Source organism: Teichococcus deserti, assembly GCF_001982615.1.
Taxonomy (GTDB): Bacteria; Pseudomonadota; Alphaproteobacteria; order Acetobacterales; family Acetobacteraceae; genus Pseudoroseomonas; species Pseudoroseomonas deserti.
The window spans coordinates 1-19,094 of sequence record NZ_MLCO01000042.1; the positions used below are offsets into that span (position 1 = coordinate 1).

Here is a 19,094-nt window from a genome sequence, read left to right on the forward strand (position 1 = left end):
TCCCCTGGACCCCTTCTTTTTTCTGTCTGATTGCCATGTCCACGCGGTGACAGGACACGAAACGGCCAATCCGAGGCGCGACCTGTCAGCGCGCGCCGCGGCACCCTGGTGTCGCCGACAAGGCGCTGCCCTTCAAACGGCCAACAGAACAGAAAAAAGAAGGGGGCTCGGGGGAATTCATTCCCCCGACCTTTCAGATCGCCGCAGGCGCCTTGAACTTGTTCTCCTTAGCGAGGTCCGCCGCCCGCCACAGATACCAGGCCGCGGCCGAGCGGAACGGCGCCCAGGCTTCGCCGATTGCCGCCAGCGCCTTCGGCTTCGGCTGGGCGTCGAGGCCTGCCGCGACGCGGTAGCCCTCGCGGACGCCGAAATCGTCGACCGGCAGGATATCGGCGCGGCCGAGGGTGAAGATCAGCAGCATCTCCACCGTCCAGCGGCCGACGCCGCGGATGGCGACCAGGCGCTGGATCAGCTCCTCGTCGGGCAGGCGGGTGGCGGCGCGGCGGGTGGGCACCAGGCCGCCCACCGACTTCAGCGCGATGTCGCGGATGGCGGCGCATTTGGCCCCCGAAAAGCCGCAGCCGCGCAGCGCTTCGTCCGGCAGGGCCAGGATGCCCTCGGGATGCGGGAAGTCCTGGCCGGGGAACAGCGCGATGAGGCGGGTCAGCATGGCTTCCGCGGCGCGGCCATGGACCTGCTGGTGGGCGATGGCGCGCACCAGGGCCTCATAGGGCTCGCGGGTCAGCGGCTTCAGCGTCATGGCGCCGACCTGGCGCACCACGGGGCCGAGCACCGGGTCTGCCGAGAGATGGGCGCGGGCGGCGCGCGGGCTCAGGCCGCGGGCGGCGGGGCGGGAAGGGGCAAGCATCGCGCGCCATGCTGCGGCGGGGCCGTGGCTGCCGCAAGGGGCGTCAGGCGGGGTCCCCGGCGAACTGGGCGGCGGCCTGGCGCAGCTGGCGGATGAAGTCGCGGGCGGCGGGGGCGGCCTCGTTGCGGCGATAGGCGGCGGCGATGTCGGCCAGGATCGGCGCGCCGGAGAGCGGGCGGTAGCACAGGCCCGGCAGCTGCACGCAGGCGCGCAGCGAGGCCGGCACCACGGCGACGCCGAGGCCGAGTCCCACCAGGCTGGCCACCGCCACCAGGTCGCGGCCGCGATGCGCCAGGCGCGGGGTGAAGCCGCCGCGGGCGCCGAGCTGCTCGGTATAATGGTGGAAGCCGGCGCGCTCGGGGTCCGGGGCGATGAAATCCTCTTCCGCCAGGGCATCGGCGGCGATGGCGGGGAGCGCCGCCAGGGCGTGGCTGTCGGGCAGCGCGATCAACAGGGTCTCGCGCAGCAGCCGCAGCGCGGTCACGCCGGGCGGCGCGATGAAGGGCGGGCGGATGAAGGCGACGTCCATCTCGCCGGCGGCGACGGCCTCGACCTGGGGGACGGTCTCCATCTCCTGCAGGCGCAGCAGCACCTCCGGATGGGCGCGGCGCCAGTCGCGGATGCAGGCCGCCAGCACGCCGGAGAAGGCGGCGGAGGCCGCGAAGCCGATGGTGACGATGCCGCGCTCGCCGCGGCCTGCCTGGCGGCCGATGCGCTCGGCGCGCTCGAGTTGGCGCAGCGCCGGCTGGGCCTCGGCCAGGAACAGGGTGCCGGCGTCCGTCAGCGCCACCTCGCGCTTGCTGCGGCGGAACAACCGGGCGCCCAGATGCCGCTCCAGCGCCTGGATCTGCTCGGTCAGCGAGGGCGCCGAGACGCCGAGCCGCTCCGCCGCGCGGGCGAAATGCAGCGTCTCGGCGACGGCGAGGAAGGCGCGGAGGTGGCGCAGCTCCAAGGGGCGGACTCCGGACCTGTGTTCGGTGGGGCCGAAGCATTCTGCCGGGCGGCGCCAATGACCAGACTATCACGGGCAGCGCATGTTGCAGCGCGTCCCAGGACGCTTTTCGCGATCTCCGCTGCGCTGTCCCCCGAGGTTCCCTTCATCGAGCGCGGCACCGCCGCCTTCCGCCGCACCAATCCTGCTTTTCTCTGCGCCGGCGTCTCGACAGTTGCGCTGCTGTATTGCGTGCAGCCTTTGCTGCCGGCCTGCTCGGAGGGCTTCCATGTCAGCCTGGCGCAGCCACTGGTGCTCGGGCTGGCGCTGCTGACCCTCGGCTTCTTCGGAGCGCATTCCCTGGCCAGTTCCCGGGTCGGGCGGCGGGCGGCGACGGCCAGGGCGCAGGCTTCCTCGCTCTATCTCTTCAGCTACGACAGGGGCGCCGCGGTGATGGGGGCGCTGGGCGGGCTGGCCTGGTCCGCCGCCGCCTGGCCGGAGATCGTGGCGGTGGTCGGCGGCGGCCTGGTGGTGGCGATGCTGGCCGCCGTCCGGCTGGCGCGGCTGCCCGGGCCGGGCTGAGGCTAGACCCCGCCCTTGCGCTCCGGCAGGGCGCCGGCGCCGCCCTTGGCCGGCTGCTGCTCCTTCGGGTCGACCGGACGCCCGGCCGGCGGCGTGCCCATGTCGCGGAACGGCGCCTCGGTGCCGGTCGTGTCGGATTTCGGATTTTTGTCTTCGGCCATGGCGGCATTGCTCCAAGCTGTCCGCTTGGGAAACGGGCGGCGCGGCACAGGGTTCCGCGCCCCAGGCAGGAGGGCAGGGAGATGCGACACCAGGGCGGCTGCCATTGCGGGGCGATCCGCTATGTGGCGAAAGGCGAGCCCTACAACGCCACGGCCTGCCATTGCCTGGATTGCCGGCGCTCCAGCGGCGCGCCCTTCATGGCCTGGTTCAGCGTGGCGACGCAGAACTTCGCGGTGACGCAGGGCACGATGGCGCTCTATGCCTCCAGCCCTGGGGTGCAGCGCGGCTTCTGCGGCGCCTGCGGCACCAGCCTGACCTATTTCAATGCCAGCCTGGGCGAGGTCGACGTCAGCACCGCAACGCTGGACGAGCCGTCCGAGCCGGCGCCGCGCGACCATATCTGGGTGCAGAGCCGCATCCCCTGGGTCGAGCTCGGCACCTTCCTGCCGGCGCATGCCCGCAACCGGGACGGTTCCGGCTAGCCGCGCGGGGCCAGCAGGATGACGCCGGCGCCAACAAGGCAGAGGGCAGCTCCGGCCAGGTCGAAGCGGTCGGGACGCAGGCCCTCGACCAGCCAGAGCCAGGCCAGCGACGCCGCGATATAGATCCCGCCATAGGCGGCATAGGCGCGCCCCGCCGCCTCGCTGTCGACCAGGGTCAGCAGCCAGGCGAAGGCGATCAACGACAAGAAGCCGGGCAGCAGCCACCAGGGGCTGCGGCCCAGCTTCAGCACCGCCCAGAAGGCGAAGCAGCCGCCGATTTCCGCCAGGGCGGCCGCGCCATAGATGATCGCGAGCCGCCCCATGCGGGATCCTCAGCCGTGCTTGATGGCGATGGTCTTCAGCGAGGCGAAGCCGGCCAGCGCCGCAAAGCCCTTCTCGCGGCCATGGCCGGAGCGCTTCACGCCGCCGAAGGGCAGCTCCACGCCGCCGCCGGCGCCGTAGTTGTTGACGAAGACCTGGCCGACCTTGATGGCCTTGGACAGGCGCATCGCCCGGCCGATATCGGCGGTCCAGACGCCGGCCACCAGGCCGAACTGGGTGCCGTTGGCGATGGCGAGCGCCTCGGCCTCGTCGGTGAAGCGGATCGCGGTCAGGACGGGCCCGAAGACCTCTTCCTGGGCCAGGCGGTGGGTGGCCGCCACGTCGGCCAGCAGCGTCGGCCTGACGTAGAAGCCGCCCTCCGGCGCATTGGAAGCAATGCGGCCCTGGCCGGCGAAGTTCAGCCCGTCACCCTTGGCGAAGTCGAGGAAGGCGTTGACCCGCTTCTGCTGGTCGGCGTTCACCACAGGGCCGAGGTCCATGTCGCGCTCGGCGGGGCCGGCTTCCAGCTTGTCGAAGCGGCCGGCGAGCTCGCCCACGAAGCGGTCGAAGACCGAGGCCTGCACCAGCACCCGGCTGCCGGCCGAGCAGGTCTGGCCGGCATTCTGGATGATGCCCGCCATGACGGTGGTCGCCGCCGTGTCCAGGTCGGCATCCTGGAAGACCAGCTGCGGGCTCTTGCCGCCGAGCTCCAGGGTGACCGGGATGGTGTTCTTGGCGGCCGCCGTCTGCACCAGCGTGCCGACCTCCGGGCTGCCGGTGAAGGACAGGTGGCTGATCGCCTTGTGCGAGGTCAGGGCCGCGCCGGCCTCTTCGCCAAGGCCGGTGACGACGTTCAGCGCGCCTTCCGGGAAGCCCGCCTCGGCCGCCAGCTCGGCCAGCATCAGCGAGGAGAGCGAGGCGTCCTCGGCCGGCTTCAGGATGCAGGCATTGCCCATGGCCAGCGCCGCGCCGACCGAGCGGCCGACGATCTGCATCGGGTAGTTCCAGGGCACGATATGGCCGGTGATGCCATGCGGCTCCCACACCGTCATGACCGTCATCCCCTCGGCATAGGGGATGGTGTCGCCATGCATCTTGTCGGCGCTGCCGCCGTAGAACTCGAAATAGCGGGCGCAGGCGACGGCGTCCTGGCGGGCCTGGCGGATCGGCTTGCCGACGTCGCGGCTCTCGGCCTGGGCCAGGGCCTCGGCGTCGCGCAGGATCAGCACGGCCAGCTTGTTCAGCAGGCGGCCGCGCTCGGTCGCCGACATCCGGCCCCAGGCGCCGTCCAGCGCGCCCTGGGCGGCGGCGACGGCCGCGTCGATCTCGGTCTTGGTGCCGCGGGCGATGCGGGCGAAGACGCCGCCGTCGGAGGGGTTGATCACCGGCAGGTGCTGCTCGGCGGCCACGCTGCGGCCGTTGATCCAATGCCCGTAGGTCTGCATGGAAGAAGTCTCCTGAGCTCGTCTGGCGCGTGGTCTAGGCCAGAAAGTGCAGCCGGGAAATGCGTCCAGGGGCCGGATAAGCGTTATAACCTGTCAAGAATGACGCCCTCTGCGACCGGATCTACCGCGGGATGGACAGCTCGATGGCCAGCGTCGCCCAGCCGATCAGCAGCACGGCGAGGATGGAGGGCAGCAGCAGCCGCCAGATCGCCCCCGGCCGGGCATTGCCGCCGGCAAGGCTGGAGACCATGGCGGTGACCGCGAAGCTCATCCCCGCCGCCGCCGCGCCGGTGAAGTTGTGCAGCCCGGCGGCGAGCTGCAGCGGCAGCCCCGCGGCTTTCCCGAGCGCCGCCTGCACCGGCATCAGCGCCGCATTCGACCCGACATTGCTGCCGGTCACGGCGCCGGAGACCAGGCCGAGCACCGGCATGGCATAGGCGGCGGCCGGCCCCATGGCGGCGGCCGCGGCCTCGGCCAGGCTGGCGGCGATGCCGGCGCCGGCCAGCCAGCGCCCGAGGAGGACATAGAGCAGCATGGCCAGCGCCGGCCGCCGCGCCCGCCCCATGGCGGCGCCGAAGGCGGTGAAGGCCCCCGGCCGCAGCAGGAGCAAAAACAGAGAGAAGACCCAGAGGACGACGGCGACATGGGTGATGGGGAAGGCGGGCAGCTCGGCGAAGGGCCGCACCGCCGGCGCCCCCTGCCAGGAGCGCGCCAGCAGCAGCGCCGCGGTCAGCCCGGCCCAGGGGGCCAGCGCCGCCAGCGCCCGCCGCCAGGCCAGGGCCCCGCGCGGCGGATCCAGCCGCCAGAGGACATACAGAAGAGGAACCCCGGTGCCGATGATGCCCGCCACCTCGAAGGGCAGGAAAAGATTAACCCCCAGCAGCAGGGCGGCCATCAGCGCCATCATGCCCAGCTGCGCGATCTTCTCTCCTGTCGGCACCACGATTCCCGCGGCGCGGCACAGCCGCCACAGCACCGGGGCCAGGCACAGCAGCCACGCCGCATGCGGCCAGGCGGTGGCCAGGGCGACCTGCTGCGCCGGCAGCCCGATCAGCGCCGCGCCCAGCGCCGTGCCCGGCCCGAGGCCGCCCCAGGGCACCATGACCAGCGCCAGCAGCGCCATCGCCGCCGCCGGCGCGCCGCCGAGGCCCATCCGCCGCAGCTGGGCGAGCGCGAAGACCGCGCCCACCGCGAAGCCGGTGACGCTTTCGACGAAGGCGCCGCCCAGCAGGGTGGCGGCGAAGATGCGGCGCGGCGTCGCTTCCTCCGGCGCCTGGTCCGCCGGCGCCAGGCGGGTGACGGCGGCGTGGAAGATCAGCCCCCCCGCCAGCACGCCGATCGGCTGCATCGCCAGGAAGGCCGCCCGCAGGCTTTCCGTGCCCAAGAAGACCGCCGTCCCGCTGCCCTCCGGCAGGGTCAGCGCGATGGCGGGCAGGCTGGCCGCCAGCGCCGCGAGGCAGGCCGGCACCGGCCCGGCGCGGCCGGAGAGGAGGAGCGCGAGCAGCAGCAGGAGCGGCGCGGATTGCAGCAGGAGGAGCATGATTCCGCATCCTTCCTGAGCAGCGCCGCTTCGACCAGGGGGTGCGACGCGGCCAAGCCCTCTGGTCTCGCTGGCGGAATGGCCGCAGCATCGCGGCCCATGAGCCTGTTCCTCCTGAAGCGCCTCGGCGCCGCGCTGCTGGCGATGTGGGTGATGAGCCTGCTGGTCTTCACCGGCGTCTTCGCCATCGGCAACCCGATCGACGTGCTGATCAACCCGGCGGCCGACCAGCGCATCATCGCCGAGACCATCGCCCGCTACGGCTTCGACCAGCCGCTCTGGGTGCAGTATCTGCGCTTCCTGAACGGGTTGCTGCACGGCGATTTCGGCCGCAGCTTCGTCTTCAACGAGCCGGCGCTGGCCCTGATCGCGCAGAAGCTGCCGGCCACGCTGGAGCTGGCGCTGACCGCCATGCTGATCGCCGTCGTGCTGGGCCTGCCGCTCGGCCTCTATGCCGGGCTGCGGCCCAAGGACCTGCCGGCCCAGGGCATCATGGCGGCCTCGATCTTCGGCTTCTCGCTACCGACCTTCTGGGTCGGGCTGATGCTGATCCTGGTCTTCAGCGTCGAGCTCGGCTGGCTGCCCTCCGGCGGCCGCGGCGAAACGGTCGTGGTCTTCGGCATCGAATGCAGTTTTCTCACCGTTGACGGCCTGTACCATCTGATCCTGCCGGCGACGAACCTGGCCCTCTTCAAGCTGTCGCTGATCATCCGCCTGACGCGGGCCGGCATTCGCGAGACCATGCTGCAGGACTACGTGAAGTTCGCCCGCGCCAAGGGCGTGAAGCCGGCCCGCATCGTCGTGGTCCACGCGCTGCGCAACATCCTGATCCCGATCGTCACCGTCATCGGCCTGGAATTCGGCAGCGTCGTCGCCTTCGCCGTGGTGACCGAGACGATCTTCTCCTGGCCCGGCATGGGCCGGCTGATCATCGAGAGCATCCAGACCCTCGATCGGCCGGTCATGGTGGCCTACCTCATGCTGGTGGTGGCGATGTTCATCCTGATCAACCTGAGCGTGGACGTGCTGAACACCCTGCTCGACCCGCGCCTGAGGCACCGCTGATGTCCGGCCTCGCCAGGCCGGTCTCCCCGGCGCGGATGTTCTGGACGGATTTCGCCGAATCCAGGCTGGCGCTGCTCGGCCTGGCGCTGGTGGTGGTCATCGTCCTGGCCGCCGTCACCGCCCCCTGGATCGCGCCGCAGAACCCCTATGACCAGGCCGGGCTCTCGCTGCTCGACGCCCGCCTGCCGCCGGGCACCGAGGGCTCCGGCGGCTATGTCCACCTGCTCGGCACTGACGCCGCCGGGCGCGACGTGCTCTCGGCCATCCTCTTCGGCCTGCGCACCTCGATCTTCGTGGCCGTCGCCGCCGGCGCCGTGGCGCTCTGCCTCGGTACCGTCGCCGGGCTTTTCGCCGCCTGGCGCGGGGGGCTTGCCGAGCAGGCGGTGATGCGGCTGGTCGACCTGCAGCTGTCGCTTCCCGCCATCCTGCTGGCGCTCGTCCTGGTGGCGGCGCTGGGGCAGGGGACGCAGCAGGTGGTGATCGCCCTCGTCGCCGCGCAATACGCCTATTTCGCCCGCACCGCCCATGGCGCCGCCAGCGCCGAGCGGCATCGCGACTACATGGATGCGGCCCGGGTGCTGGCGCTGCCGCCGGCGCGGCAGATGCTGCGCCACCTGCTGCCCAATGTGCTGCCGCCGCTGATCGTGGTGGCCACCGTGCAGGTGGCGAATGCCATTGCCATCGAGGCGACGCTTTCTTTTCTGGGCGTGGGTATGCCGGTGACCGAGCCTTCCCTCGGGACCCTGATCGCCAACGGCTTCCAGTTCATGCTCTCGGGCCGCTACTGGATCAGCGTCTATCCCGGCCTGGCCTTGCTGGCGCTGATCATCGGCATCAATCTGGTCGGCGACCAACTGCGCGACGTGCTCAACCCGCGGCTCCGCAAATGATGTGAGAAGGTCGCTGGCGTCGCGCCTGATAAGGGAGACGACGCCGCATGGCCCAATTGACCACAGCTTCGCTGGTTGCCCCGAGGAAGATCCTGGTGGGCGGGGGCACGCTGCAGCAGCTGCCGAAGCTCTTGCAGGAATTCGGCCTGTCGCGGCCACTGGTGGTGACCGACCCCTGGATCGTCTCCTCCGGCATGATCGACCGGGTGCTGGCGCCCCTGGCCGAGGCCGGAATCGGCGCCCGCGTCTTCTCCGAGACCGTCGCCGACCCGACCGACACCGTGGTCGAGGCCGGCCTCGCCATGCTCCGCCGCGGCAGCTTCGACTGCCTGGTCGGCTTCGGCGGCGGCAGCCCGATGGACACGGCGAAGGCCATCGGCATCCTCGCCGCTGCCGGCCCCGGCCAGCATCTGCGCGACTTCAAGGTCCCCGCCGCCGCCGACCGCGCCGCCCTGCCGCTGGTCTGCATCCCCACCACCGGCGGCACCGGCAGCGAGGCCACCCGCTTCACCGTCATCACCGACACCCGCAACGACGAGAAGATGCTGATTGCGGGGCTCGGCGCCCTGCCCACCGCCGCCCTGGTCGATTACGAGCTGACCTTCAGCGTCCCCCCGCGCATCACCGCCGATACCGGCATCGACAGCCTGACCCATGCGCTGGAGGCCTTCGTCTCCCGCCGCGCCAACCCGCTGGCCGATCTCTACGCCACCGCCGCCATGCGCCTGATCAGCCGCAACCTGCGGAAGGCCTATGGCGCCCCCCGCGACGCCACGGCGCGGGCCGGGATGATGGAAGGGGCGATGCTGGCGGGGCTGGCCTTCTCCAACAGCTCGGTGGCGCTGGTCCACGGCATGTCCCGGCCGCTGGGCGCGCATTTCCACGTCCCCCACGGCCTGTCCAACGCCATGCTGCTGCCCGCCGTCACCCGCTTCAGCCTGCAGGCCGCCCAGTCCCGCTACGCCGAGGCCGCCCGCATCATGGGCCTCTCCACCGGCGACGACGCGACCGCCGCCAACGCCCTGCTCGCCGAGCTCGAATCGCTGAACCGCGAGCTCGGCGTCCCCAGCCCGCGGCAATTCGGCATCGAGGAAGCCGAGTTCAGGAAGCTGCTGCCGAAGATGGCGGAGCAGGCCCTCGCCTCGGGCAGCCCGGGGAACAACCCGCGGCAGCCGGATGCCGGCGAGATCGTCAGGCTCTATGAGGAAGCCTTCGCCTGACACCAGCAAGCAAGGCCAGGGGAAGGAATTCCCCTGGACCCCATCTTTTTTCTGGCCGTGCTGCCGCGGTCATCCACCCTGGCGATAGGCGCGGCTGGAGACCGAAATCGGGTTCTGCGCCGGATCCTTGGCATTGGCGAAGCAATAGCCATCCGCACGATGCACCGGGCCGAACGGCAGGCCACGTTCGGCCGCCATGCGGCAGAACGCCTCCACATCCGCGACGTCGAAGACCAGCTTCGCCAGCGACTGGCCCGGACGCTGGCCCTTGGCGGCCGGATGCAGCATCAGGATCGCCCCGCCATCCGCCGGCACCAGCTCGACGATCCGGTCGCCCTCCAACCGCTCGACGCGGAACCCGAAATGCGTGGCGTAGAAAGCGGCCGTCGCCTCGACGTCCCGCACATACAGCACCAGCCTGCTCAGCGGCACGGCAACCCTCCATGGCAACAGCCGCCGCTCATGCGCCGATACGCAGCAGGAGGGAAGGGGAGGGCCTCAGCCCTGCAGGTTGCGGTGCGTCCAGTGCCGCGTGCTGGCCCAGGCTGGCAGCGCCGCCGCCGTCAGCGGCCGGCTGATCGCATAGCCCTGGGCGTTGTCGACGCCCGCCGCCGCCACCGCGCGCCAGAGACGGCTGTCGCTGATGCCCTCGGCCGTCACCGTCATGCGGTTGGCATGGGCGCGGCGCACCAGCATGGCGACCTCGGCCCGCGCCCGGTGGCTCTCCGGCATCGCCGCCACCAGCGAGCGGTCCAGCTTGATGCCGGCGAAAGGCAGGTCCAGCAGCGCCACCCGCTCATCCTGCAGCCCCATGTCGTCGACCAGCACCGGCAGCCCCAGCGCCCGGCAGCGATGCAGGGCGCGGCGCAGCGCGCTGCGGTCGCGCACCGGCGTCGTCTCGGTCAGCTCCACCATCAGCGCGTCGGCGGGGAAATGCGCCGCGTCGCGCAGCTGGCACAGCCGCTGCGGCACCGTCCGGTCCAGCAGCAGGCTCAGCGGCAGGTTCAGACTCAGCGAGGCGCCCAGCCGCCCGATGATCGGGCCGAGCTCGGCGAAGGCGGCCTGCGCCACCGCGACCGACAGCGCGCTGACCTGCCCGCTGCGCTCGGCCAGCGGCACGAAGCTGTCCGGCCCCAGCGGCACGTCGCCCTTCGGCTGCCAGCGCGCCAGCCCCTCGACCAGCACCGGCCGCTCGTCGGCGATGCGCAGCACCGGCTGGTAGCGCACGCTGATCTCGCCGCGTGCCAGCCCGCGCGCCAGCACCATCGGATCGGTCACCGGCGCCGGCCCGGGCGGCGGGGTGGACTTCAGCGCCGCCGCCAGGTCGGAGGCGCGCGCCGGCACGCCGGGGCCGCGCGCATCCTCCTGCACGACGATCAGCCCGGTGCCAACGAATGGGTCTTGCGCGGTGGCCAGCAGCGCCGGCCAGGCCTTGCCGGCGGCCGAGGGCTGGCAGACCAGGTGCCGCGCCGGATCCTCGGCGGTGAAGAGATGGCGCAGCGCCTCGCGCCCGGAGGACAGTTCCCGCGGCGGCATCCCCGCCACCCCGTGCAGCGCCCGCAGCACCGCCGGGTCACGGGCCAGCAGCAGCGTCTGCTGGGCTCGGCCGGGGACCGGGATGGGTTGCGGGGACATGCGGATTCCTTCCGGCGATGCGCCGTCAGAACCTACTTAGACCGATGACCACCAAATGCCAAGATTTGTCTTAATATTAGGACATTCTCTCGGAAATCGCGGAAAACGCAACCATAGATGGTCCTGGAAACGTTTCCGGCCGGCCCTTCGCAGGGTCGGCCGGTGTGCTTTCTCGCCAGAATCGGGCCGCCTCGATCGAGGCAGAGCGATTCTCCTGCCCTTGTGATCAGCCGATGCCCTTACCGGCGGTCAAAGGCTTGGCAACTGGGGCCTCGGTGCCCCGGCGCAGCTTGTTCTCGCCGAGATGCAGCAGGATCGGCGCCGCGATGAAGATCGAGGACGAGGTCGAGGCGACGATGCCGAAGACCATGGTCCAGGCGAAGCCCGCCAGCGCGTCGCCGCCGAACAGCGCCAGCGGCAGCGCCGACAGCAGCAGCGTCACCGAAGTGCCGAGCGTCCGATTCATGGTCTCGTTGATCGACTTGTCGATCAGCTCCTCCAGCGGCATCGTCTTGTACTTGCGCAGATTCTCCCGCATCCGGTCATAGACCACCACCTTGTCGTTGACCGAGAAGCCGATGATGGTCAGCACCGCGGCGACCGTCGTCAGGTTGAACTCGATCCGGGTCAGCGCCAGGAAGCCGATGACCTTGGTGGTCTCCAGCAGCAGGGTGACGATGGCGCCGACGGCGAACTGCCATTCGAAGCGGAACCAGATGTAGGCCATCATCGCCAGCATCGAGACGCCCAGCGCGATCAGGCTGCCGACGAAGAGCTCCGAGCTGACCCGGTTGCCCACCGCCTCGGTGCGCAGCAGCCGGGTGCCGGGGGTGACCTGCTCCAGCGTGGCGCGGATGCGGTTGACGGCGCTCTGCGTCGCGCCCTCGTCGCCCTGCACCGGCAGGCGCAGCAGCACGGTCGAGGCGTCGCCGAACTCCTGCGCGCCGACATCGCCGAGGTCGAGCCGGCTGACCGCCGTGCGGATGGCGCCGAGATCGGCCGGGCCCGGCGTGCGGACCTCCATGATGATGCCGCCGCGGAAGTCGATGCCCTTCTCCATCCCCGGATAGAAGGCCAGCACCAGCGACAGCACCGACAGGATGATGGAGAAGGCGATGCCGAAGCGGCGGCCGCGCATGAAGGGGATCTTGCTGTCATCCGGAAACAGGCGGAACAGCGGACGGGACAGGAACATGGGTCGTATCCCCTCTCAGACCGGCAGCGTCTTGGGACGACGCGAGCGATACCAGGTGGCGACGAACAGCCGCACCAGGGTGGTCGCCGTCCACATCGAGACGATGGTGCCGATGGCCACCGTCACCGCGAAGCCGCGCACCGGGCCGGAGCCGAAGCCATAGAGGCAGGCCATGGCGATCAGGTTGGTCAGGTTGCTGTCCAGGATGGTGCCGGACGCCTTGCTGAAGCCGAGCTCCAGCGCATTGACCGGCGGCTTGCCTTGCCGGGCCTCCTCGCGGATTCGCTCGTTGATCAGGATATTGGCGTCGAGCGCGGTGCCCAGCGTCAGCACCACGCCGGCGATGCCGGGCAGGGTGATGGTCGCCTGCAGCACCGACAGCGCCGCCAGCATCAGCAGCAGGTTCACGAACAGCGCGATATTCGCCATCCAGCCCAGCAGCCCATAGGCCAGGCCCATGTAGAGGAAGACGAAGGCGGCGCCGACGCCGAGGCTGATCAGGCCGGCCCGGATCGCATCCGCGCCGAGCTCGGGGCCGACGGTCCGCTCCTCGACCACGGTCAGCGGCGCGGGCAGGGCGCCGGCGCGCAGCAGCACCGCCAAGTCATTGGCCGTCGCCGCGGTGAAGTTGCCGCTGATCTGGCCGCGCCCGCCGGTGATGGGCTCGTTGATCCGCGGCGCCGTGATCACCTTGTTGTCCAGTACCACCGCGAAGGGGCGGCCGGTGTTCTGCCGGGTGATCTCCGCGAAGCGGCGGGTGCCGACCGAATCGAAGCTGAAATTCACCACCCACTGGCCGTTGCGCCCGTCCTGGCCGGCGCGCGCGTCGGTCAGGTTGGCGCCGTCCACCTCGATGCGGCGGCGCACGGCATAGCGCTCGCCGGGCGCCTCGCCGTTGAGGAACTCCACCCCCGGCGGCGGTACCGGCGCCGAGGTGTTGGCGCTGTCGTCGACCAGGCGGAAGGTCATCCGCGCGGTGCGGCCCAGCAGCTCCTTGATCCGGTTCGGATCCTCGAGGCCGGGCAGCTGCACCAGGATGCGGCTCGACCCCTGGCGCGCGATCTGCGCCTCGGAGACGCCGGTCTCGTCGATGCGGCGGCGGACGATCTCCACCGACTGCTCGACCGCGCCGCTGGCCCGGGCCCGCAGGGCGGCCTCCGACAGCGTCGCCGTGATGCTGCCATCCGGCTGCGACGCCATCTCGACATCGGGCGCGGTGGCGCCGGCGCCGACCGGCACCGGATTGGCCAGTTCCCGCAGCGCGGTCAGCGCCGCCTGCTGCTGGCCGGCATCGCGCAGCCGCAGCACCAGGCGGTTCGCCGCCGGCTCCGGCTGCAGCGCCACATAGCCGATATTGGCCTGACGCAGCCGGGTCCGGGCGCCATCCGCCAGGCCCTCGAGCCGCTCCCGCGCCACCGCGCTGAGGTCGACCTCGAGCAGCAGGTAGGACCCGCCGCGCAGGTCGAGGCCGAGCGAGACCTGCCGCGACGGCAGCCAGGACGGAATGGCCGTGCGCGGGAACAGGTTGGGCAAGGACAGCAGCACGCCAAGCAGGATGACGCCAAGGATGGCGGCGACCTTCCACCGCGCGAAATACAGCATGGCCGAAGAGGCCCCCCGATCTAGAGGGTGCGGAAAATGCTGGGTCGCGCCCCCTGATGCAACCCACCATGCATCGCCCGAGACTCTCTGCTACACGCGCGGCACCATTCCACCAGACGGGACAGCAGCATGCGGCTGAAGCTTGGCATTCTGGGAGCAGGGCATTTCGGCCGGTTCCACAGCCTGAAGGCGGCCCGGGCGGAGCGCGTCGACTTCCTTGGCCTGGCCGATCCGGACCCGGCCCGCGCGGCGCTGGTCGCCACTGAGGCGGGCTGCCAGGCCTGGGACAGCGCCGAATCCCTGATGCAGGCGGCCGATGCGGTGATCATCGCCGCCCCCACCGCCTTCCACCACGGCCTGGCCGCCCAGGCGCTCGCCGCCGGCTGCCATGTCTTCGTGGAAAAGCCGATCGCCGCCAGCCGCGAGCAGGCCGACGCCCTGGTCGCCCAGGCCGCCGCCGCCGGGCGCGTGCTGCAGGTCGGCCATGTCGAGCGCTTCGGCGCCGGCATGATGACCCTGCAGGGCAGCGCCGGCGTCGGCCGGCCGCTCTACATGGAGGCGGTGCGCATCGCTCCCTTCCGCCCGCGCAGCCTGGACGTGACGGTCATCCTGGACCTGATGATCCACGACCTGGACCTGGTGCTGTCCCTGGCCCAGTCCGAGCTGGTCGCCGTCGACGCGGTCGGCACCGCCGTGGTCTCGCAGACCATCGACATCGCCAATGCCCGGCTGCGCTTCGCCAACGGCGCCCAGGCGACCATCACGGCCAGCCGCGCCAGCCTGAAGATGGAGCGCCGCCTGCGCGTCTTCGGCAGCGAGGGCTATGCCAGCCTCGACTTCCTGGCGCGCGAGCTGAAGCTGGTCCGCAAGGGCCAGGGCGAGACGCTGGAGCAGATCCCGGGCCACGGCATCGAGACCCTGTCCTGGACCGACCGCGACAACCTGGAAGCCGAGCAGGCCAGCTTCGTCGCGGCCTGCCTCGACGGGGCGCCTGTCGTGGTCGATGGCGCCGCCGGTCGTGCGGCGCTGGACGCGGCCTTGCGGGTCGAAGAGGCCGTGGCAGCAAGCTTGAAAGCAGCAAGCGTCTGAAAAGACAGGGGCAAGGCCAGGGGAATGAATTCCCCTTTTCTTTCGGACTGCCCTGTCCACGTGGAGACAGTACGTGAAACGGCCCAGCATCAGCGCGACCTGTGATCGCGCGCTGATGTATTGAAGCGGCGCCCCGCCGTGATGCCCTGGTATCGCCCGTGGTCAGGCGCTGGCCTGTTCACGGCCGGTGAACAGAAAAAAGATGGGGGTCTGGGGGAATTCATTCCCCCAGCCTTCCATCAGTCTTCCTTAAACTCCGGCAGTGGCGGGTCCAGTTCTTCAGGACGCCCCCGCTTCATCCGCCCGCGGGACAGTTCGGTCACCACCCCGTGCAGGGTGCGGAGTTCCTGTTCCGTCACCTCGCCGCGCTGGAACCAGTGGCGCAGGTTGCGCACCATGCCGGGCCGCTTGGGCAGGTTGTCCAGGAAGCCGCAGGCGTCCAGCTCAGCCGTCAGCCGGCCGAGGAAGCCTTCCAGCTCGCCCTTGGTCGCCACCCGGGTCTCGTTGGTCATCAGCAGGCGAGGGGGCGTCCTGTCTTCCGCCGCGTTCCACCACTCGTAGGCCAGGATCATCACCGCCTGGGCCAGGTTCAGCGACATGTGGTCCGGGTTCAGCGGATAGCGGACCAGGGTGTCGGCATGGGCCAGGTCGTCGTTTTCCAGCCCGGCGCGCTCGGGGCCGAACAGGATGGCGGCGCGCTTTTCCTGGCCGCGGCAGATTTCCACCAGGTCCTCGGCGGCGGCGCGGGCGGTGCGCAGCGGGACCACCACATGGCGGGGGCGGGGGCAGGTGGCGAAGACGCGGTGGCAGTCGGCCACGGCATCGGCCACCGTCGCATGCACCGTCGCCGCGTCCAGGATGCGGTCGGCGCCGGAGGAGACGAACCAGGCGCGCTCCAGCGGCCAGCCGTCGCGCGGCGCCACCAGCCGCAGGTGGAACAGCCCGCCATTGGCCATGGCCCGCGCCGTGGTGCCGATATTCTCGGCCAGCTGCGGGCGCACCAGCACCACGATCGGGCTCTCGCCGGGGAGCGGCTTCAGGTCGGCGCCACCATCGCGGCCGGTCATGGGCAGGGTCTTCCTTGCGGGGAGCTATGAAACAGCGCCCCCCCGATAGCCGCCCGGCGCCGGCCGCGAAAGGGCCGATCGCGGCTCAGCCCGGCCGGGCGAGGAAGGCGCGGAGCTCGGCGATCTCCTTCTCCTGCGCGGCGATGATCTCCTCGGCCATCCGGCGCATGGCAGGGTCGCGGCCGTGCCGCAGCTGGACCCGGGCCATGGCGATGGCGCCCTCGTGGTGCGGGATCATGCTGGCGGCGAAGTCGCGGTCGGCATTGCCGGTGAAGCGGACGGCGCCCATGCCGCGATGCATGGCGTCGTTGGCGGCCTGCAGCTCGGTGGTCGAGGCGGGGGCGCCGGGCGCGGCGGCCGGGGCGCCATGGCCGGCATGCTGGGCGAGCGCCGGGGTGGCGAGCAGCCCGGCCAGCAGGGCGAGCGCGGCGGGACGACAGGGCGGGAACGGCATGCGGTTCGGCTCCTTGAAGGGTGCCGCCCCAAGCTGGAGGCTTGCCATGGGGGGAAGGCAAGGGCTGCGGCCGGTCACGGCCCCGCGCAAAGTGTAACGCCACGCTGGCGGAGGGGCGGGGCCGCGCCACATGATGCCCCCCCCCTGGTCCTGGACCCCGTATGTCGCTGCCGCTGTCCCTGCCGCCTCTGGCTGCCCCCTGGCGCGACCGCCAGGGCAGTTTTTCGCCCTTCAAGCTGGCGGTGCTGATCGGGCTCTTCGCCCCGGGGCTGTGGCTGGCGGCGCTGGCGGCCCAGGGCCAGCTCGGCGGCCGGCCGATCATGGAGGCGATTCATTTCTCCGGCCTCTGGGCGGTGCGCATCCTTTGGCTGTCGCTGCTGGTGACGCCGGCGCGGCAGCTGCTGCGCTGGCCGCGGCTGATGCTGGTGCGCCGCATGGTGGGGCTGGGCGCACTGGCCTATGCGCTGCTGCACCTGCTGCTCTACGCGGCCGACCTGAAATGGGACCTCGGGCGGCTGGTCAGCGAAATCGCGCTGCGCATCTACCTGACCATCGGCTTCGTGGCGCTGCTCGGGCTGGTGGTGCTGGGGGTGACATCGACCGATGGCTGGGTGAAGCGGCTGGGCGGGCGGCGCTGGACCGCGCTGCACCGGGTGGTCTATGGGCTGGCCGGGCTGGCGGTGCTGCATTTCGCCCTGCAGTCGAAGATCGACGTCACCGAGGCGGTGCTGATGGCCGGGCTGCTGGTCTGGCTGCTGGGCTACCGCGCCGTGGCGCCGAAGGGCGGCGCGCCGGGGTTGTTAAGGCTGGTGTTGCTCGGTGTCGGCGCGGCGCTCGGCACGGCGCTGATCGAGGCGGCCTGGTACGGGGTCGCCACCGGCGTGCCGCCGCTGCCGGTGCTGGAAGCCAATCTCGATGTCGAATTCGGATTGAGGCCGGCGCTGTGGGTGGGGATCGCGGCAGCCGGGATGCTGGCGCTGCGGGTGGCGCGCGGCTCAGGCAGGAAGAAGAAAGCAAGAGCGGGGGAATGAATTCCCCCGCGCCCCCATTTTCATCGGCCCTTTTCAGGGCAGCGCTTAGCTCAGGCCTTGCGCCAGGTGGTGCCGCCGGCGCCGTCCTCCAGCACCACGCCCTGCGCGGCCAGCGCATTGCGGATGCGGTCGGCCTCGGCCCAGTCCTTGACGCGGCGCGCGGCCAGGCGCGCCTCGATGGCGGCCTCGATCGCGGCGCTGTCGTCGGTGCCAGCCTGCCGCCAGGCCCGGGCATCGCTGCCCAGCAGCCCCAGGACCGCCGCCGCCTGGCGCAGCGCGGCCGCCGCCTGGCCCGAGACCGGCGTCCAGTCGCGGCCCACCCGGTGCAGCACCGTGGTCGCCGAGCCACCCACCGTCGCCACATTCTCCAGCGTGCGCAGGTCGCGCAGCCGGGCCAGCGCCAGCGGGGTGTTCAGGTCGTCGGCCAGCGGCTCCAGCGCCCATTCGGCCATCTCGGCCACCAGCGCGTCATCCTCGGCAGGCGTCGGCAGGTCGCGCGCCAGCAGGGCGTAGAAGTCGTCGAGCTCGCCCTTGGCCTCGTCCAGCCGCTCGACCGTGTAGTCCAGCGCGGCGCGGTAATGCGTCTTCAGCAGCAGCAGGCGAAAAGCCTCGCCGGCCCAGGCGCCGCGGCCGAGGATGTCACGCACGGTCAAAAAATTGCCGACCGACTTCGACATCTTCTCGCCGTCGACCAGCAGCATGCCGTTGTGCAGCCAGGTGCGGGCGAAGCGCGAGCCGGGGAAGGCGCAGACCGACTGCGCCTGCTCGTTCTCGTGATGTGGGAAGAGCAGGTCGTGCCCGCCGCCATGGATGTCGAAATCCGGGCCCAGATAGCGCCAGGACATGGCCGAGCATTCGATGTGCCAGCCCGGCCGGCCGCGGCCCCAGGGGCTGTCCCAGCCCGGCAGGTCGTCCGCCGAAGGCTTCCACAGCACGAAGTCGCCGGCCTCGCGCTTGTAGGGCGCGACCTCGACCCGGGCGCCGGCCAGCATCTCGTCCGGCGAGCGGCCGGACAGGGCGCCGTAGCCCGGGAAGCTGGACACCGAGAACAGCACATGGCCCTCGGCGGCATAGGCATGGCCATTGGCGATCAGCCGCTCGATCAGCTCGATCATCTGGGCGATGTTGTCGGTCGCCCGCGGCTCCTCGTCCGGCGGCTCGCAGCCCAGCGCGGCCATGTCGCGGTGGAAATCGGCCGTGGTGCGCGCGGTGATGGCACTGATCGGCTCGCCGCTCTCCTGGCTGCGCGCGTTGATCTTGTCGTCCACGTCGGTGATGTTGCGGACATAGGTGACGCAGTCGAAGCGGCGGCGCAGCAGGCGGGCCAGCACGTCGAAGACCACCACCGGCCGGGCATTGCCCAGATGCGCCAGATCATAGACCGTCGGGCCGCACACATAGAGGCGCACATGCTGCGGGTCGAGCGGGACGAAGCTCTCGCGCTGGCGCGTGGCACTGTTGTGGAAGGCCAGTTCGGTCATCACTCTGCCTTGTCGGGAGGATCGGTTCGGGGGT

Annotated in this window: 20 protein-coding genes; 7 read left to right on the forward strand and 13 right to left on the reverse strand. The window is 71.2% G+C overall.

Going from position 1 to position 19,094, the window contains the following annotated elements:
* Nucleotides 1–193: 193 nt before the first annotated feature.
* Nucleotides 194–868, reverse strand: coding sequence for a DNA-3-methyladenine glycosylase family protein (locus BKE38_RS05865; protein WP_076956431.1), 675 nt, complete (start codon nt 866–868; stop codon nt 194–196).
* A gap of 43 nt (nt 869–911) precedes the next feature.
* Entirely contained in the window at nt 912–1,820 is a 909-nt protein-coding gene (locus BKE38_RS05870; RefSeq protein WP_076956432.1) for a LysR substrate-binding domain-containing protein, read from the reverse strand.
* Nucleotides 1,821–1,877: 57 nt separating this feature from the next.
* On the opposite strand from BKE38_RS05870, the gene BKE38_RS31790 reads away from it, so the two are divergent.
* Nucleotides 1,878–2,381 (forward strand): hypothetical protein, encoded by a 504-nt coding sequence (locus BKE38_RS31790; protein ID WP_165694117.1) that lies wholly within the window; start codon nt 1,878–1,880, stop codon nt 2,379–2,381.
* Between the two features lie 2 nt (nt 2,382–2,383).
* Here the strand turns inward: BKE38_RS31790 and BKE38_RS31795 are convergent, their stop codons facing one another.
* Complete coding sequence (locus tag BKE38_RS31795) at nt 2,384–2,542, reverse strand: hypothetical protein (protein ID WP_165694118.1); 159 nt, start codon at nt 2,540–2,542, stop codon at nt 2,384–2,386.
* A gap of 81 nt (nt 2,543–2,623) precedes the next feature.
* Here BKE38_RS31795 and BKE38_RS05880 point away from each other — a divergent pair, with 81 nt between their 5' ends.
* Nucleotides 2,624–3,025: a GFA family protein gene (locus BKE38_RS05880; protein WP_076956434.1), complete on the forward strand. Its 402-nt coding sequence runs from the start codon at nt 2,624–2,626 to the stop codon at nt 3,023–3,025.
* On the opposite strand, the gene BKE38_RS05885 is transcribed toward BKE38_RS05880, so the two are convergent.
* The 3 genes from BKE38_RS05885 to BKE38_RS05895 all read right to left on the reverse strand — a co-directional run bounded on the left by BKE38_RS05885 (nt 3,022) and on the right by BKE38_RS05895 (nt 6,331).
* Nucleotides 3,022–3,348: a YnfA family protein gene (locus BKE38_RS05885; protein ID WP_076956435.1), complete on the reverse strand. Its 327-nt coding sequence runs from the start codon at nt 3,346–3,348 to the stop codon at nt 3,022–3,024. The genes BKE38_RS05880 and BKE38_RS05885 overlap by 4 nt on opposite strands.
* A 9-nt stretch (nt 3,349–3,357) precedes the next feature.
* Nucleotides 3,358–4,791, reverse strand: a complete 1,434-nt coding sequence (locus BKE38_RS05890; protein ID WP_076956436.1) for an aldehyde dehydrogenase family protein — start codon at nt 4,789–4,791, stop codon at nt 3,358–3,360.
* A gap of 121 nt (nt 4,792–4,912) precedes the next feature.
* The gene (locus BKE38_RS05895; RefSeq protein WP_076956437.1) at nt 4,913–6,331 is read right to left on the reverse strand and encodes an L-lactate permease; all 1,419 of its coding nucleotides are present in this window, start codon (nt 6,329–6,331) and stop codon (nt 4,913–4,915) included.
* Nucleotides 6,332–6,430: 99 nt separating this feature from the next.
* Between BKE38_RS05895 and BKE38_RS05900 the strand changes: the two genes are divergently transcribed.
* Genes BKE38_RS05900 through BKE38_RS05910 form a run of 3 tightly spaced genes read left to right on the forward strand, consistent with a single transcriptional unit; the run spans nt 6,431 to nt 9,506 of the window.
* The gene (locus tag BKE38_RS05900; protein WP_076956438.1) at nt 6,431–7,396 is read left to right on the forward strand and encodes an ABC transporter permease; all 966 of its coding nucleotides are present in this window, start codon (nt 6,431–6,433) and stop codon (nt 7,394–7,396) included.
* Nucleotides 7,396–8,286 carry an ABC transporter permease gene (locus tag BKE38_RS05905; protein WP_076956439.1) on the forward strand — a complete coding sequence of 297 codons (891 nt, stop codon included), beginning with the start codon at nt 7,396–7,398 and terminating at the stop codon, nt 8,284–8,286. The genes BKE38_RS05900 and BKE38_RS05905 overlap by 1 nt, the downstream gene beginning before the upstream one ends.
* A 47-nt stretch (nt 8,287–8,333) precedes the next feature.
* Complete coding sequence (locus BKE38_RS05910; protein ID WP_076956440.1) at nt 8,334–9,506, forward strand: iron-containing alcohol dehydrogenase; 1,173 nt, start codon at nt 8,334–8,336, stop codon at nt 9,504–9,506.
* A 69-nt stretch (nt 9,507–9,575) separates the two neighbouring features.
* On the opposite strand, the gene BKE38_RS05915 is transcribed toward BKE38_RS05910, so the two are convergent.
* From BKE38_RS05915 to secD, 4 genes are all read right to left on the reverse strand, one after another.
* Nucleotides 9,576–9,938, reverse strand: a complete 363-nt coding sequence (locus BKE38_RS05915) for a VOC family protein (protein ID WP_076956441.1) — start codon at nt 9,936–9,938, stop codon at nt 9,576–9,578.
* Nucleotides 9,939–10,004: 66 nt separating this feature from the next.
* Entirely contained in the window at nt 10,005–11,141 is a 1,137-nt protein-coding gene (locus BKE38_RS05920; protein WP_076956442.1) for an EAL domain-containing protein, read from the reverse strand.
* Between the two features lie 226 nt (nt 11,142–11,367).
* Nucleotides 11,368–12,336: a protein translocase subunit SecF gene (gene secF, locus BKE38_RS33130; protein WP_242662227.1), complete on the reverse strand. Its 969-nt coding sequence runs from the start codon at nt 12,334–12,336 to the stop codon at nt 11,368–11,370.
* Between the two features lie 15 nt (nt 12,337–12,351).
* Nucleotides 12,352–13,938: a protein translocase subunit SecD gene (gene secD, locus BKE38_RS33135; protein WP_242662232.1), complete on the reverse strand. Its 1,587-nt coding sequence runs from the start codon at nt 13,936–13,938 to the stop codon at nt 12,352–12,354.
* A 129-nt stretch (nt 13,939–14,067) separates the two neighbouring features.
* Here secD and BKE38_RS05930 point away from each other — a divergent pair, with 129 nt between their 5' ends.
* Nucleotides 14,068–15,027, forward strand: a complete 960-nt coding sequence (locus BKE38_RS05930; protein WP_076956443.1) for a Gfo/Idh/MocA family protein — start codon at nt 14,068–14,070, stop codon at nt 15,025–15,027.
* A gap of 239 nt (nt 15,028–15,266) precedes the next feature.
* Here the strand turns inward: BKE38_RS05930 and BKE38_RS05935 are convergent, their stop codons facing one another.
* Together BKE38_RS05935 and copM are read right to left on the reverse strand one after the other, a co-directional pair.
* On the reverse strand, nt 15,267–16,094 hold the full coding sequence (locus BKE38_RS05935) for an RNA methyltransferase (protein WP_076956444.1): 828 nt from the start codon (nt 16,092–16,094) through the stop codon (nt 15,267–15,269).
* 85 nt (nt 16,095–16,179) lie between these two features.
* Nucleotides 16,180–16,548, reverse strand: a complete 369-nt coding sequence (gene copM, locus BKE38_RS05940; RefSeq protein WP_076956445.1) for a CopM family metallochaperone — start codon at nt 16,546–16,548, stop codon at nt 16,180–16,182.
* A 161-nt stretch (nt 16,549–16,709) separates the two neighbouring features.
* Here copM and BKE38_RS05945 point away from each other — a divergent pair, with 161 nt between their 5' ends.
* On the forward strand, nt 16,710–17,579 hold the full coding sequence (locus tag BKE38_RS05945) for a protein-methionine-sulfoxide reductase heme-binding subunit MsrQ (RefSeq protein WP_076956446.1): 870 nt from the start codon (nt 16,710–16,712) through the stop codon (nt 17,577–17,579).
* 50 nt (nt 17,580–17,629) lie between these two features.
* Here BKE38_RS05945 and cysS read toward each other — a convergent pair whose 3' ends face one another.
* A complete protein-coding gene (cysS, locus tag BKE38_RS05950) occupies nt 17,630–19,060 on the reverse strand; it encodes a cysteine--tRNA ligase (RefSeq protein WP_076956447.1) in 1,431 nt (476 codons plus the stop codon).
* Nucleotides 19,061–19,094 lie beyond the last annotated feature (34 nt).